Annotated in this window: 11 protein-coding genes; 1 reads left to right on the forward strand and 10 read right to left on the reverse strand. The window is 48.3% G+C overall.

Annotated features, from left to right (window positions below):
* Positions 1 to 66: 66 nt before the first annotated feature.
* The 5 genes from Q8K39_RS23655 to Q8K39_RS23675 form a co-directional block, all read right to left on the reverse strand.
* Positions 67 to 2,367 carry a bifunctional diguanylate cyclase/phosphodiesterase gene (locus Q8K39_RS23655; protein ID WP_186952460.1) on the reverse strand — a complete coding sequence of 767 codons (2,301 nt, stop codon included), beginning with the start codon at positions 2,365 to 2,367 and terminating at the stop codon, positions 67 to 69.
* 412 nt (positions 2,368 to 2,779) lie between these two features.
* Entirely contained in the window at positions 2,780 to 3,592 is an 813-nt protein-coding gene (locus Q8K39_RS23660; protein ID WP_305263606.1) for an ABC transporter ATP-binding protein, read from the reverse strand.
* Between the two features lie 2 nt (positions 3,593 to 3,594).
* Positions 3,595 to 4,494 (reverse strand): nitrate ABC transporter permease, encoded by a 900-nt coding sequence (ntrB, locus tag Q8K39_RS23665; RefSeq protein ID WP_305263607.1) that lies wholly within the window; start codon positions 4,492 to 4,494, stop codon positions 3,595 to 3,597.
* Between the two features lie 9 nt (positions 4,495 to 4,503).
* On the reverse strand, positions 4,504 to 5,673 hold the full coding sequence (locus Q8K39_RS23670) for a CmpA/NrtA family ABC transporter substrate-binding protein (protein WP_370868672.1): 1,170 nt from the start codon (positions 5,671 to 5,673) through the stop codon (positions 4,504 to 4,506).
* A 391-nt stretch (positions 5,674 to 6,064) separates the two neighbouring features.
* Positions 6,065 to 6,733 (reverse strand): ANTAR domain-containing response regulator, encoded by a 669-nt coding sequence (locus Q8K39_RS23675; RefSeq protein ID WP_305263608.1) that lies wholly within the window; start codon positions 6,731 to 6,733, stop codon positions 6,065 to 6,067.
* Positions 6,734 to 6,875: 142 nt separating this feature from the next.
* On the opposite strand from Q8K39_RS23675, the gene tsaD reads away from it, so the two are divergent.
* Positions 6,876 to 7,904: a tRNA (adenosine(37)-N6)-threonylcarbamoyltransferase complex transferase subunit TsaD gene (gene tsaD / locus Q8K39_RS23680; RefSeq protein ID WP_305263662.1), complete on the forward strand. Its 1,029-nt coding sequence runs from the start codon at positions 6,876 to 6,878 to the stop codon at positions 7,902 to 7,904.
* A gap of 20 nt (positions 7,905 to 7,924) precedes the next feature.
* Here tsaD and Q8K39_RS23685 read toward each other — a convergent pair whose 3' ends face one another.
* The 5 genes from Q8K39_RS23685 to Q8K39_RS23705 form a co-directional block, all read right to left on the reverse strand.
* Positions 7,925 to 8,386 (reverse strand): cache domain-containing protein, encoded by a 462-nt coding sequence (locus Q8K39_RS23685; RefSeq protein ID WP_305263609.1) that lies wholly within the window; start codon positions 8,384 to 8,386, stop codon positions 7,925 to 7,927.
* A gap of 68 nt (positions 8,387 to 8,454) precedes the next feature.
* A complete protein-coding gene (gene plsY / locus Q8K39_RS23690; RefSeq protein WP_305263610.1) occupies positions 8,455 to 9,084 on the reverse strand; it encodes a glycerol-3-phosphate 1-O-acyltransferase PlsY in 630 nt (209 codons plus the stop codon).
* Positions 9,085 to 9,183: 99 nt separating this feature from the next.
* Complete coding sequence (ybaK, locus tag Q8K39_RS23695) at positions 9,184 to 9,675, reverse strand: Cys-tRNA(Pro) deacylase (RefSeq protein WP_305263611.1); 492 nt, start codon at positions 9,673 to 9,675, stop codon at positions 9,184 to 9,186.
* A gap of 169 nt (positions 9,676 to 9,844) precedes the next feature.
* Complete coding sequence (locus tag Q8K39_RS23700; RefSeq protein WP_186952441.1) at positions 9,845 to 11,842, reverse strand: prolyl oligopeptidase family serine peptidase; 1,998 nt, start codon at positions 11,840 to 11,842, stop codon at positions 9,845 to 9,847.
* A 124-nt stretch (positions 11,843 to 11,966) separates the two neighbouring features.
* Positions 11,967 to 14,717 carry a TonB-dependent receptor gene (locus Q8K39_RS23705; protein ID WP_305263612.1) on the reverse strand — a complete coding sequence of 917 codons (2,751 nt, stop codon included), beginning with the start codon at positions 14,715 to 14,717 and terminating at the stop codon, positions 11,967 to 11,969.
* Between the last annotated feature and the right edge of the window lie 279 nt (positions 14,718 to 14,996).

Raw genomic sequence — 14,996 nt, forward strand, 5'->3', positions numbered from 1 at the left:
CCGCAAGTGCACAATTTTTCCTGCACATAGCATCTATGCATGGGCAGGAAATGTGGGGGAAAATACTCAGGCAAGCTTGAACTGGTAGGAAGCTTGAGCTTCTTTGGCAGGCATTTCAGTGAGTAATAATTCCAGTGCTGAAACTTCCAGCGGCCTGTAATAATAATATCCCTGAAAATAATCGCAGCCAATCTCTTTGAGGAAGCTTTCTTGCGCCTCGTTTTCAACACCTTCGGCAACAGTGTGACAAGACAAGATGTTAGCCAGTGAGATAATGGCCTTGATGATCATTTCGCTCTTTTTGTTGTAACCTATCTGTGCCACAAAAGAGCGATCGATTTTGACGCTCTGCGCCGGAAAGTGGCTGAGCTTGGACAGGGATGAATATCCAGTACCAAAATCGTCAATCGCAATATTGAAGCCACGCGCCTTGAGTTCATCCAGATGATGTATGGTCAGGGCCTCATTGGCGATCAAGCCAGTCTCTGTAATTTCAAATTCTATATACGATGCCGCAACATCATAACGATTGCAGCAATTTTCTATGAGTTGCAACAAGTCATTACGGGCGATATCAGTAGCTGACAAATTCAAGGCAATGACAGGACAATCGGCAAAACGGTTCAACCAGTCACGTACCTGAAAGCACACCTGCGTCATGACGTAGTTACTGATCAGGCGTATCAAACCAGCACGTTCTGCAATCGGAATAAATTCTGCCGGCGCAACACTGCCCAGGCTCGGTGACTCCCAGCGCAACAAGGCTTCCAGGCCAGCAATCTTGCCCTCCCTGTCAACCTTGGGCTGGTACACCAGACGGAACTCATTTTGCTTGAGACCATTGACGATGCCAACTTCAATTTCTACGCTGCGGCGTATTTGCAAGGCATCTTCTTCATCAAACAAGGTCACGCTTTGATCGCTGGAGCGGCGTGCTGTATCCAGCGCCACTTCGCTACGGCGTATCAGATCATCTGCTTCCTGATCTTCTGGCCTGACCAGCGCAATGCCGGCAGAGAACTGTATCAACAGATTTTCACCATTGATTTCCAATTCCTTGGGTAAATTGTTCCTGACTTTTTCCACCAGCTTGATAATTTCACCTGGCGTGCGGGAATTCTCGACAACAAAAGAAAAGACGATGCTGCGCAAGCGGGCACAGAAACAATTCTTGGGCAAAGCGTGCGACAATTCTTCGGCAAAACGGCGCAACAAAATATCGCCGGTATGCGCACCAAATTGTTGATTCGCATGACGTATGCTATTGAGTCGGAAAGACACCAAAGCAGTGACTTTAGTCTCGTCACTATTGGCAAGTACCGCTTGCAAATGACTGCGCAACATGTCGCGGTTGGGTAAATTGGTCAGTGCATCATGGCGGCTCAGATAATCTTCACGCTGCAAGCTCAGTTGCAAGGCATGATGTATGGAATGCAGGCCAGAAACATCGCGCAAGGCGACAATGTAGTGATCAGTAGAGGTCTGTGAAATATTTTCCAGTGCAACCAGTTTGCCATCACGCGTTCGATAAGCCGACATGCGCATGTTTTCCGATTCCTCAGCGTTCGGACTTTTCATGCGCACACTATTATCCAGCGACAACCAGCCAAACAAGGCACGGTCGTCGTCGTCATCCGCCTCGCGCCCCAGCAAGCTATTGGCTAACTGATTCGCTTGCAAAATCTGCCCGCTGGCGTCGGTCAACAACAAGGCTGTTCCCGCGTTCTGGAAAACCTCTTCGTACTGCGCATGGCTGACTTCCAGTGCTGCACTGGCCTGGCGGTAACGTAGTGCTGAAACGTCCAGCTCATGCAAGACCCGAAAAACAGCCAGGGGCACACAGGCATTGAAGAACAGGAATAGCAGGGATTGTATATAAGTATTGCTGGCTGGCAGAGTGATATCAAATCCGGGTATGTTCAGCAACGGCCGGTTCAGCAAAAGCAAGAGAAAAGGCAGGACATTGAAAGCCATCAGCCCCAGGGCCAACCGGGTGCCAAAGAACAAGCGGGCAATAATTGGCGTGGTATAGATAAAGATATAGCCAAACTTGGCAATCTCGTAGTGATTGATCAGGCAAACGATGGCAAATGCAGACGCGTACACCGTACCGATGAGTATGGCGGCGCCAGCACGTAAATGACGGGATGAATAGTACAAACCCAATGCCAGCACAACATAGAAAAAGCCGACCACCCACAGCACCTGATAAGCACCAACTGCGATTGCGTCCAGAGAACTGTGAATCGCTACTGCCGCCTCCAGCACAAAGCCAGACATCAAAATGATACGTAGTGCACTTAATTTCCATGCAGCGTGCTCAGCAGGCGTTAATGCACTTTCATTAAAAAAAAGCCAGCGAAACATGTCATGTAATCAAAAAAAGAAACCAGAAGCTGTTGCCAAAAAACGGTCGAATACATGAACAATTATGCAACTATATTAAGCAGAAGCAATGAATTCACTATCAGGTATTTCTTGCCAATTTTACATCAACAGATTACCGTGAACCTGCAAAAAAATGTTTCCAAAAGGATTATGCATTCTCTCATAGATTTAGTTTAATTCTGCACATATTGTCACAATTAGCCGCATAAAAAATGAAAACTAATTTTCTTTTGGCAAATTGATTAGATATTTATATTTCATATTGCTGAAATTTTGGGTATGACAAACCTGTGCGCATTTACCTGCAGAAACATTGCTTACCAATGCCGTGTAAATGAGAAAACAAAAGCTTACTCTTGAGAAAGAGTAAGCTTTTGTTCTTGCCTAAGACTCAAGCCGCATCATGCGCAGGATGGGATTGACGGTGATATAAAAATTCCAATACTTCAGTACGGTAGGCTGCATATTTTGGATTTTGCGCCAGTGCCACCCGGTCGCGCGGCCTTTCCAGATCCACGTCCAAAATTTCACCTATGGTTGCCGCAGGACCATTGGTCAACATGACGATTCGGTCAGAAAGCAAGACTGCCTCATCCACATCATGCGTGACCATGACCACGGTTGATTGAGTCTTTGCGACAATCTTCAGCAATTCATCTTGCAAGTGCGCACGCGTCAGCGCATCGAGAGCGCCGAATGGTTCATCCATCAATAAAACTTTTGGCTCTATCGCCAGTGCGCGGGCGATGCCCACACGTTGCTTCATGCCTCCAGAAATTTCATTCGGACGTTTTCTTTCTGCATGCGTCAAACCTACTAGTGACAATGCTTGCATGGTACGCTTTTGCAGTTTCGTGCCATTCTCCGTCGCGCCAAACACACGCTCTACTGCCAGAAAAACATTTTCGTAGCAAGTCAGCCAGGGCAATAAAGAATGGTTCTGGAACACCACGCCACGTTCTGGTGATGGACCAGAAATTTCCCTGTTGGCACACAACAAGGTTCCAGAACTGGCCGTCGTCAAGCCAGCAAGCAAATTCAACAGCGTCGATTTACCGCAACCAGAATGACCTATCAAGGTAATGAACTCGCCCTTTTTGACATTCAAATTGATATCGCGCAGCGCATGAAAACTACCCTTCTTGGTATTGAAGATCATTTCAACCTGATTGATCTGCAGGTACTTGTTGTCGCTTTCATTCATGATCATGTCCCCACATCTTCGTAAGTAAAGGCGCGTGCTATTGCCACCAGTATTTGTTCCAGTATCAGCCCCACCAGGCCAATGACGACAATGGCAATAATGATGTGCGGAACGTTCAGATTATTCCATTCATCCCACACCCAAAAACCTATACCCACACCACCCGTCAGCATTTCAGCAGCGACAATGACCAACCATGCCGTACCTATCGCCAACCGGACACCGGTCAACATATATGGCAACACTGAAGGTAGTAAGATGCGGGTAATGATTTTCCATTCAGACAAATTCAACACACGGGCGACATTCATATAATCTTGCGGCACACGCTGTACACCGATCGCTGTATTGATGATCATGGGCCAGATCGAGCATATAAAAATAGACCAGATCGCCGCCGGGTGGGCCGACTTGAATACCAGCAAACCGATAGGCAGCCATGCCAGCGGTGAAACTGGTTTTAGGAGACTGATGATGGGATTAAACATGCCGGATAAAAACTTGAAACGGCCTATCAAAAAGCCCAGCGGTATACCCACTGCCGCAGCCAGGCCAAAGCCGACTGCCACGCGCTTCAGAGAGGCATAAATATTCCAGCCTATGCCCTGGTCATTTGGTCCCTTTTGGTAAAAGGGATCAGAAAATACCTTGATGGCTTCCTGTAAAGTCACCCATGGTGAAGGGAAAGTCGCATTCTTTAGCGCAATGATTTCCCATATCAGTATCAGCATGCCTATGCCAAAAAAAGGCGGCAACACACTCAGAAAAAAAGGCCGGAAAGAGCGTGGTTTTTTTTCGGCTTTGGGTTTGATTGCCTTTATCACTTTTACTTCCGTCCCTGTTGCTGTTGCGCTGGCGGTATCGTCTTTTGCAGATATTGCTCCATGTACCAAGGTATTCATCACGACTCCTTATGCCTTGATTTTGAAAGAAGCTGCATAGGCAGCCGGATTCTTGCCATCCCAGACCGTACCGTCCATGAACTTGCTGCTGCGCATGGGATCTTTTGGTACCGATACTTTGGCCATGGTCGCTGCATCCTTGTAAACGTCGATACGGTTGACTGCCTTTGCCACCGCCAGATAATCCGGATCGGCCTTCAGCAGACCCCAGCGTCTGTGCTGGGTCAGGAACCACATGCCGTCCGACAGATAAGGGAAATTCACAGCACCATCGTTAAAGAACTTCATGTAGTTCGGATCGTCCCAGGTCTTGCCCAGGCCATTTTGATAGCGTCCCAAAATACGCTGATTGATGACATCGACAGAGGTATTCACATAGGATTTATCCGCAATGGTTTCTGCCATCTTGCTCTTGTTGGACAAGGACGCATCTATCCAGCGGCTGGCATCGAGTATCGCTGCCACAACTGCGCGTGCAGTATTCGGATACTTCTGTACGAATTCCGAAGTGGTACCCAATACTTTTTCAGGATGGTCTTTCCAGATATCTTGTGTCGTCGCTGCAGTAATGCCTATGCCATCAGCGATCGCCCTGTGATTCCAGGGTTCACCCACGCAATAGCCATCCATATTCCCGACCCGCATATTCGCCACCATTTGTGGTGGCGGCACAGTAATAACCTTGGCGTCTTTCATGGGATTAATGCCATGTGCAGCCAGCCAATAATAAAGCCACATGGCATGAGTGCCTGTGGGGAAGGTCTGCGCAAAAGTATATTCACGTTTATCGGTTTGCATGAGCTTGGCCAAGCCTGCGCCATCAACCGCACCTTTGTCGGCCAGTTTTTTAGACAGGGTAATGGCCTGGCCGTTATTATTCAGCGTCATTAACACAGCCATGTCTTTTTTATTCCCGCCTACACCCAGTTGCACGCCGTATATCAGGCCATACAAGACATGGGCGGCATCCAGTTCACCATTGACCAGCTTGTCACGCACACTGGCCCATGAAGATTCTTTGCTGGGGATAATCTTGATACCGTATTTTTTATCAAAGCCGAGTACCGATGCCATCACCACGGATGCGCAATCAGTAAGCGGAATAAAGCCGATATGTACTTCTTCTTTTTCTGGTTTATCTGAACCTGCTGCCCATACTCCACCTGTACTCAAGCCCATGATGCCTGCTCCACTTGCCAGTGCAGCAGTTTGCAAGAAACTGCGACGTTTGAAATTCGGTTCATTTTCTTCCTGCGTCTTGCTGAGATTGATAGAAGTTTCCTGATTCGACATGTCTGCACTCCAGCGTAAGTGGTATCCATAATGAAAAAAGGTATCGTCCCACAACGGTAAAACCGTATGGAAAGACACCTTTGTCTGATGAGGTGACCGCCGTTAGTCAGACTCACTTTGTTCGTTAGCACCAACTTTGGCACTGCTTTTGGTTTAGCAATTGCCGTGCCAACTAAATCAACTAGATTTGTATCCCTTGGCCAGCCCCGAGGAACAAAGTTCCTCGAAATCTCGCACCCAAATGACGCAATGCACCATTAACACGCACAAGTCTGGCTCAGCCGCCCAGCAAATCAGCCACATCAAGCATGCGCTGCGCCAGATCAACCAGCTTGAGGTTTTTTTCCATGGCTTGCTTGCGCATTTTTTGATATGCCTCGTTCTCCGACAAATGATGACGCTCCATCAACAAACCCTTGGCGCGCTCTATCGTCTTGCGCTCTTGCAGCTTGGCCTTGGTATCAGATAATTCGCTGCGCAGCTTTTGATCGGCATTGAAGCGTGCCATCGCAACATCCAGCACAGGCTTGATACGTTCCGACTGCAAGCCAGCAACCACATAGGCAGAAACCCCGGCTTCCATGGCGGCCGCCATATTGGTTTGGCTACCGTCTTCAGTAAACAAGACGATGGGACGTGGGGCATCGCGGGTCAGCATGACCATGTGTTCGAGTACATCCCGCGAATCAGATTCGGCGTCAATGATGATCATGTCGGGCTGCAACTGGGCGATGCGCTCACTCATATACATGTCACCGGGAATGACGGCGATGATGTTATAACCCGCTTGCAACAAGCCTATACGCAAGGCGCGCGAACGCGCCAATTGCGCCTGAGCGTCCTCAAGCAATTCATCCTCGCTCTGGATAACGGTATTCACAACCACAATCCGCAGACTGGGAGAAGTTAATGTTATCGCATTGTTATTATTTGCTTTGCTGCGCATTGATGGCCCATGCCAGATATAATTACGTTATACGAGTCTTAGCAAGAATCGCTCCAATCTTCGGTCCTGGCATGTAAAGAAACCACGTATTGCGTTCTTGCTCGCAGGTGCAATGACTTACACCCTCTATGTAGAAACAAACATGATAGTTCTCGGCGTTGAATCCTCCTGTGACGAAACCGGTCTTGCCCTGTACGACACAGAGCGTGGCCTGCTTGCACATGCCCTTCACTCACAAATCGCCATGCATCAGGAATATGGCGGCGTCGTGCCAGAACTGGCCTCACGCGATCACATACGCCGTGCCCTACCCTTGCTCACCGAAGTTCTGAGCAAGGCAAACCTCAATAAGCAAGCCATTGATGCGATTGCCTATACCCAGGGGCCAGGCCTGGCGGGTGCACTCCTGGTCGGTGCTTCAGTGGCATGTGGTCTGGGAATGGCGCTGGATAAACCCGTGCTGGGCGTCCACCATCTGGAAGGTCATCTGCTGTCCCCCTTATTGGCCAGCCAGCCACCTGAATTCCCTTTCATCGCCCTGCTGGTATCCGGCGGACATACCCAATTGATGCGTGTTGATGGCGTTGGTCGCTATCAATTGCTGGGCGAAACCCTGGACGATGCTGCCGGTGAAGCTTTTGACAAATCAGCCAAATTGCTGGGCCTGTCTTACCCTGGCGGCCCGGCGATTTCACGCATGGCAGAATTTGGTGATCCGGCAGCCTACCAATTCCCGCGCCCCATGCTGCATTCGAAAGACTTGAACTTCAGCTTCTCTGGCTTGAAGACAGCGGTACTGACGGTCGTCAAAAATCAACCCGCGAATATCTGTGAGCAGGATAAAGCCAATATTGCGCGTGGCTTTGTCGATGCCATCGTCGCCGTGCTGACGGCCAAGTGCACGACTGCGATGAAGGAAAGTGGCCTGAAGCGTCTGGTCATTGCTGGCGGTGTAGGTGCCAACCTGCAATTGCGCGCGTCTTTGAATGCAGCGGCAGCGAAGAAGCGTTTTAAGGTGTACTACCCTGAGCTGGAATTTTGTACCGACAATGGCGCGATGATTGCCTTTGCGGGTGCCATGCGTTTAAAAAACAATCCCGATCTCGCAACGCGGGATTATGGTTTCAATGTCAGGCCGCGCTGGCCGCTTCAGGAGTTGGTCGCCGCCTGATCAGGACTCAGGCTGCCCGTCTATTTATAGATACCGCAGCCAACAATCACATTCTCGAATTTTTCCACATACATGGATTTAGGCTCGATCTGTTTGCTGACAGGGTTAACGAATTTATAATCCTGCCAGGCCTTGCCCTTGGCTTTCACTAATTCTATACGCTCGCGTATAAAGAATTTGCCATCGACATCAGTCAGATCTATCATCTCCTTGCCTACCATTTTGGGATTCAGGTGGGCGAGATTTTTGCCATTCATGTCATACACGACGACATACAAGTCGCGGTCCATATATTGACCATCGCGCTTGTTGATTTCAGTGATGGTCGCGTCAATACCGTTTTTTTTCATGGCATCAAGGGCTTTTTGCACCATGGCTTTGGCTTCAATGGCACTACCATGATCTGCAGCCCAGCTTGAAAGGCTTAAGGAAGCCAGTAACAAAAAACTGGCTATCCACAGTTTGACAAATTGCTTCAACATATGCCCTCCCAATAATGATGAAAAAATGATATTTTCATCATAATTGGGAGTTGCAAAATAATCTAGATTTATTTTTTCTTTTCGTCTTTTGCTGCAGCCTTTTTGCTGCCCAAACGGCTTTCCTTGCCTGCGATGAGGTTGGCTATGTTTTGGCTATGTCGGTACACCAATAAGCCACTCATGATAGCTACAGCCAGCATTTTTACATCCGGACCAAACAGCAAACCATAGTAAAAAGGCGCAAAAATCGATGCGATCAAAGCGGCAAGTGAAGAATAGCGAAAAGCAAATGCAACGATCATCCAGGTCGCCAGAGTCGCCACGCCCAGCCAGATATCGATACCGATCAGGACACCCGCAGCAGTCGCAACCCCTTTGCCACCGACAAATTTGAAAAACACGGGCCACAAATGGCCGATAAATACGGCCAGTGCAACAATGGCGACACCACTGTCGCCGAGTTGAAACTGGTCCTCAAACCTCATCGCCAGCCATACCGCCAGCCAGCCTTTGAATGCATCACCCAGCAAGGTCAACACGGCTGCGGCCTTATTCCCGCTGCGCAGCACATTGGTAGCACCGGGATTTTTTGAGCCATACGTACGCGGATCAGCCAATCCAAACAATTTGCTGACGACGACAGCAAATGACAAAGAACCGATCAGATAAGCTGCGACTGCAGCCAGAATTGTATTCATCTTATTCCTTCATTCATAAATGCCCGGCAAGTATACGCCAGGCGAGTACCAGAAATGACTAGCCGGACAAAATTCTTGGAACAGAGACCAAGCGATATGCTATTCATCCAGCGCGCATTCCACAGCACGCGCCCGTAGCAGACTTTCCAGCAAACCTGGCGCAATGCCAATCAGGTAACCACGCTGACCACCATTGATATAAATTTTTGGCAGCGCCAGGATGCTGCTTTCCACATAGACGGGCATGGTCTTCTTCGTGCCAAATGGTGAAGTACCACCAATCAGATAACCCGAATGCTTTTGCGCGACTTCTGGCTTGCAGGGTTCTACTGACTTGCAGCCAATCTGTCTGGCCAGGTTCTTGGTGGATACTTTTTTGTCGCCATGCATGAGCACGATCATGGGCTTGGCGGCTTCGTCCTGCATCACCAGGGTCTTGACCACATGATGCTCTTCCACACCCAACTCACGCGCCGACACTGAGGTGCCGCCATGTTCTTCATAGGCGTAGGGATGTTCAGTAAACTCTGCCTTGTACTTGCGCAGCAATTGGGTCGCCTGGGTGACCGATACATGTTCTTTCTTAGCCAAATTACACTCTCAAAAACAGGATTTGCGAAAAGATACGACTGAAATGCCGCTGCAAATTATAGCCTTCGATGACGAACTTGCATAATTGGCGCATCAAGGCCCGAAAAAAAACCGACAAGCGAACTTGTCGGTTAAAGATTTGCTGCAAATTTACTTTAGTCTGTGGCCATTATTTTTTGGCTGCCGGAGAATTATCGCCAATATATTTGTCGATGAAATTCAGGACAGATTCACCCCATTTGATACGATTGCTTTCTTTTGCCCAGCCATGACCTTCACCGGCAAAGACCATCCATTCCACGGTATTGCCTTGCGCTTTCAATTTGTCACGCATTTTTTCACCGTGGATCAAAGGTACACGTATGTCTTCACTACCATAAGCCATCAGGACAGGTGCCTTGATCTTGCTGGCATTTTCTATCGCTGACACTTTCTGGAAATAGGCATCGTCTGTTTTAGGATCGCCATGCATTTTCGCCCCGAGATTATCCATGACAGGACCAGACATATCCGACCAGTTCACGGTAAACAACATCTTGACGTCCGTCACACCCACCCAATTGATACCGCATTTATACAGATCAGGGTCTTTCACCAGACCATACATAGTCGCGTATCCACCGTAACTGGCACCGATGATACAAACACGATTCTTGTCTACGATGCCTTGCTTGACGAGGTTTTCAATCCCATCGGTAATATCATCCTGCATGGCGAGGCCCCATTGCTTCCAGCCAGCCGTATGATGCTTCCAGCCAAAACCGGTAGACATACGGAACTGAGGTTGAAACACTGCATATCCACGAGAAGCCAGCATCTGAGTCATAGGGTCATAACCATACCCATCACGCGCATGCGGGCCACCATGGATATAAGCAACCAATGGCAAGTTCTTAGCTGGCATGCCCTCAGGCAGAGTCAGGTAGGCTGGTATGTTCAGACCATCCCTGGCTGCATAGTTAATGACTTTCTGGGCAGACAATTTCTTGCCTTCAAGCTCAGGCTTGGCAACATAGACCAGTTCAAGCGCTTTCTTTTCAGTGTCATAGAAATAGGCAGAACCCACATTATTGTCGCCACGGACATAAACTATGACGTTTTTGCCTCTCCAGTCAAAAACCACCTTTTGACCTGGAAAGCTTGCACGCAAGCTGGCATCCAGCTTGGCGTAGTCTTCATCAAAATAGATGCTTTCTGGCATCATTGCTTCAACGTTGACACCGACCAGCTTCTTGCGTTGCAAATCCAGCGCAAGATCAGCAACATCTGCATCCGGGTGATCTGCGACCATTTCACCCACCGTCTGTTTGGCAAAATCCCAAATGAAAACAGCAGATTTGTCACGACCATTGAAACGTCCCGCTACCAGCATGGTCTTGTTATCGAAATCAAATCCCAAAGGATTCATTTCCTTGCCTTCATCCAGATAAGCTTGATGTATCGTTTTCCAAGGGCTAGTGTCACCGTCACGGTAATATACAGTCTGCCTGATGCGCTTATTGTCTGGATCAACATTATTCGAGACCGCAACTCGGATGACATTATTATGATCAAGTAACCAACCGCCCACCTTGCCTGGGTTATCAAAAGTCAGGAGCTTGGTTTTCCCGGTTGTCGTATCCAGGCGCAACACATCCGAGGCTCCCAATGTGGCATCACGGCCACGCTGATTATTAACCACAATCAGGTCGTTACTGTTCTCATCGACACGACTCAATACTGAATAAGGCTTGTAAGCGATATTCCCGCCTCTTGCCTCTTTCATGGTAGGTACAAGTTTTCTAAATGAAGACCCATCTGAATTGACGGCAAACAAACCACCGCCGTCATTGTCTTCCATGACCACATCGCTACCACGGCTCAGGCTGAACACCAGACGTTGATTATTAACCCAACGGGGGTTGACTATGTCCCAATCCACATCGGCTGCCACCACTTTCGGTTGACGGGAGCTCAGAGGAATTACCGCCAATGCAAAACGCCCATTGCGAGGTACAAGGACTGCCATACTTTGGCCGTCAGGTGACAACACAGGGCGACCGCTGAATTGCGCCTTCTTAAAAAAATCCGTTATGGATATGGATTTATCTGCATAAGCAGGCAAACTCACTGCACCCGCCGCACATAGCATGCTGGCGAGAACAGCCTTGAAAATTTGTTTTTTCACGATTTTGTCCCTCATTAGTATCTGTTTTTATCGCGCTATCTTTATTCCGCCGTGCTTAGTACGGCAGGCAGATAAAAAAATAAGTGCCGGAATCCAGGATTCCGGCACTTATCAGCTCACAAGATTACTTGAATTTGTAATCCACAGTGATCTGGAAGTAACGACCAATGACGTCATGCAAGCCAGTGACAGCTGCAATCGCCTGCGATGATGTAGCACTTGGCGCAAACGGCGGCATGCGGTCCAGTACGTTCCTGATCGCGAAGCTCAGCTTCAAGTCTTTCATCAGGCCAGTATAGCTACCACCGACGTTGAAGGTCGTGAAGGATGGGATATCCTTGCACAGGTTGGCATAACCCTGGGTTTCGAATACACATGGCTGTGTAAAGTCACCATTAGAAGACATGTGACCGATATGCACTGCATCGACAGAGGCTTTCCATGCTGCTTTTTCCCAGCCTATGCCAGCAGTAGCCTGAACACGGGGTTGATTACGTGTACCTGCATACTCGATTGCAGCTGTTTCAGGGGATGGTGCAGATTTATAAGAGTGGTTGTAAGTCACTTTCATATTCGGCGTGATACGGCCATATTCACCCAGGTTGAATTTGGTGTTGATGTCCAGATCCAAACCACGTACCTGTGTCGTCGCCACGTTAGTCAGCAACAATCTGAGGTTGCTAATTTCACCAGCAGTCGCACCAGCGGCCCTGTCAGCGGCGGTCAAGGGATCACGTGTAATGACAGCAGCAGGGTTGCCTGCATAACGGCCAGGATTTGCCAGGACCGTCGTCAAATCAAATGTGGAAATTTCATCCTTGCGTTTGATTTGCCAGAAATCCAGGCTGGCATTCAACCATGATGTTGGCTCCCATACCAGACCCAGGGTAAAGCTGTCTGCAGTTTCAGGTTTCAGGTTGGGATTAGAACCGCTTTCATAAGCACTACTCCATTGGCAACCGTTCTTGAATTTGTCATTGCAACGTTCAGGATCGCGATAAGACAGGAAAGCCTTCAAGATCTGGGTAGAGTTTTCTACCAGAGTCGGTGCACGGAAACCGGTTGCGTAAGTACCGCGTACCAGCAAAGTTGGATCAGCATTCCATTTCAAGCCGACTTTTGGTGTGGTTGAATTACCATAATCAGAGTAACGGTCATAACGTGCTGCAATCTGGCCTTCCAGTGTCTTGAAGATAGGTACTGACAATTCAGCATAGGTAGACGCGATATTGCGGCCGCGCTTATAGCCTGGTTCTGATTGTGCGCGATGATACAACTCGCCATCGATAGACAATTGGGAAGGATTGACTTCCAGTGTTTCGCGACGTGCCTCAACACCAACAGCGATGGACATAGGGCCGGCTGGCAATTGCATCACTTCACCGGATACTTTGCCATCCCACATATACATGCCGGATTTGAAGTTATCAGAAGAACCTGTCACAAGTTTTTTGTACAGTTCAGCGTTTTGTGCAGAGCTGCCAAACAGGAAAGTACCGTTATTGTAGGCTTCGATAAATGGCTTGGACAAGATACCGGCGGTGGCTTTGGATTCAACCTTGCTGGTGTTGAACATCAGCGCAGTTTCCCAATCCCAGTTCGCATACGTGCCTTTCAAACCAGCCAGGTAACGGCCAAAATCCGTGGTATTTTCCAAACCTTGGCCAGGAAAATCTTTCAAGGATGCGCGCACACGCACAGTGCCGTTACCACCCGCCAGTGTCTTCCCAGTCACTGGGTCAATCAACTCTTTAGGATATTGTGGATGGGTAATTGGCAACGGCCCTGTCGGCTGACCAACCTGCCCTGCAAACCAGTGTGGCAAACCTGTTACGGTCGCCTTATTCTGGTTGTACATGATTTCTGCAAATGCACTGGTGTCGGCATTGATTTGCCATGTACCGCGGCTGGTCAAACCGACACGGTCAGTTTTGCCGCCAGAGTTAACCGATGCATCTTTCAAGTCATCAAATACACAAGCATTACCTACTGTGCCAGCACCAAAGAAGATATCAGCAGGAACCAGGTTATTGGGAGCACAATTCTTGTCCAGGGTTTGTGAAACAAATTTACCTGTAGCTTTGTCTGTCCAGTAGATATTGCCCGGGAATGTGTACAGCGAGCGGTTATCTTTATAGCCATAAGGACGCAAGTCCAGTGTGCTCAGGTAATCATCGCGCTTGCTGATAAACATAGGCTTGCGCTGACGAATATCCAGGGTGGCATAAACATTGTAGTGATCTTCCACCAAGCTACCGAAACCATAGCTCAGGCTGGTACGGACTTGTTCACCGTCATTTTTTTGTGATTGAGAAATAGAGCCGCTTATTTCTGCGCCCACGAAACTGTCACGCAAGATGATGTTCACCACACCTGCCATCGCTTCTGAACCGTAAATCGCCGATGCGCCATCTTTCAAAACTTCGATACGCTCAACCGCACCAACCGGCACGGAATTCAAATCGACGAAAGTGGTTTGATATTCTGGTTGTGCGTAGGCGGCCAGACGGCGGCCATTGATAAGTACCAATGTTGCCTGGCTACCGATACCACGCAAATTCAGACCGGATGCGCCGGCGGTAAAACCATTGGTACGGTTTTCGTCAATACCACCCTGGTTGGCAGAAATGGTTTTCAATACTTCAGTCAGGGAAGTAGCGCCACCACGTACCAGCTCATCACGGGTAATAACTTGTACCGGAGATGCTGTTTCGTAGTTGATACGTTTAATTTTTGAACCAGTCACTTCCACTTTCTGGATTTTTTCTGATTTCTTTTCATCCTCTTTAGTGGTGGTCACCTGTGCCAATACGCCTGTGGCGATAGAGAACAGACCTATGCTGGACAATGCAAATGCGAGACGACTCAGCTTCATGAATTACCTTTCTATTTTAATTTTTCAATGCAAGCGCGAACTTCCAGGAACGATTGCGCTTCATTTTTGCTCAAATTTTATTCGGCATAGTTGTCATTTTCATCCCTTGAAAATGACAATCTCCCTTACTTCACCGGATATATCTGCTTGCAAAAACATAAGGTTCTTTGGAAGAACAGTGATTATGAACTGTGACATTATGTAACATGTTTAGTTTTTCTTAATGAGCCCCGGTTTTCATCCTCGACATTTTTAACAATTGGGAATATTGTTTTTGAT

Source organism: Undibacterium sp. (assembly GCF_030683615.1).
GTDB classification, from domain to species: domain Bacteria; phylum Pseudomonadota; class Gammaproteobacteria; order Burkholderiales; family Burkholderiaceae_D; genus Undibacterium; species Undibacterium umbellatum.

Excerpts from the sequence above, each read along its gene's own strand:
- Q8K39_RS23705 (WP_305263612.1), bottom strand. The coding sequence starts at position 14,717 with ATGAAGCTGAGTCGTCTCGCATTTGCATTGTCCAGCATAGGTCTGTTC.
- ntrB (WP_305263607.1), bottom strand. The coding sequence starts at position 4,494 with ATGAATACCTTGGTACATGGAGCAATATCTGCAAAAGACGATACCGCC.
- Q8K39_RS23685 (WP_305263609.1), bottom strand. The coding sequence starts at position 8,386 with ATGTTGAAGCAATTTGTCAAACTGTGGATAGCCAGTTTTTTGTTACTG.
- Q8K39_RS23655 (WP_186952460.1), bottom strand. The coding sequence starts at position 2,367 with ATGTTTCGCTGGCTTTTTTTTAATGAAAGTGCATTAACGCCTGCTGAG.
- Q8K39_RS23675 (WP_305263608.1), bottom strand. The coding sequence starts at position 6,733 with ATGCGCAGCAAAGCAAATAATAACAATGCGATAACATTAACTTCTCCC.
- Q8K39_RS23670 (WP_370868672.1), bottom strand. The coding sequence starts at position 5,673 with ATGGGCTTGAGTACAGGTGGAGTATGGGCAGCAGGTTCAGATAAACCA.
- plsY (WP_305263610.1), bottom strand. The coding sequence starts at position 9,084 with ATGAATACAATTCTGGCTGCAGTCGCAGCTTATCTGATCGGTTCTTTG.
- tsaD (WP_305263662.1), top strand. The coding sequence starts at position 6,876 with ATGATAGTTCTCGGCGTTGAATCCTCCTGTGACGAAACCGGTCTTGCC.
- Q8K39_RS23660 (WP_305263606.1), bottom strand. The coding sequence starts at position 3,592 with ATGAATGAAAGCGACAACAAGTACCTGCAGATCAATCAGGTTGAAATG.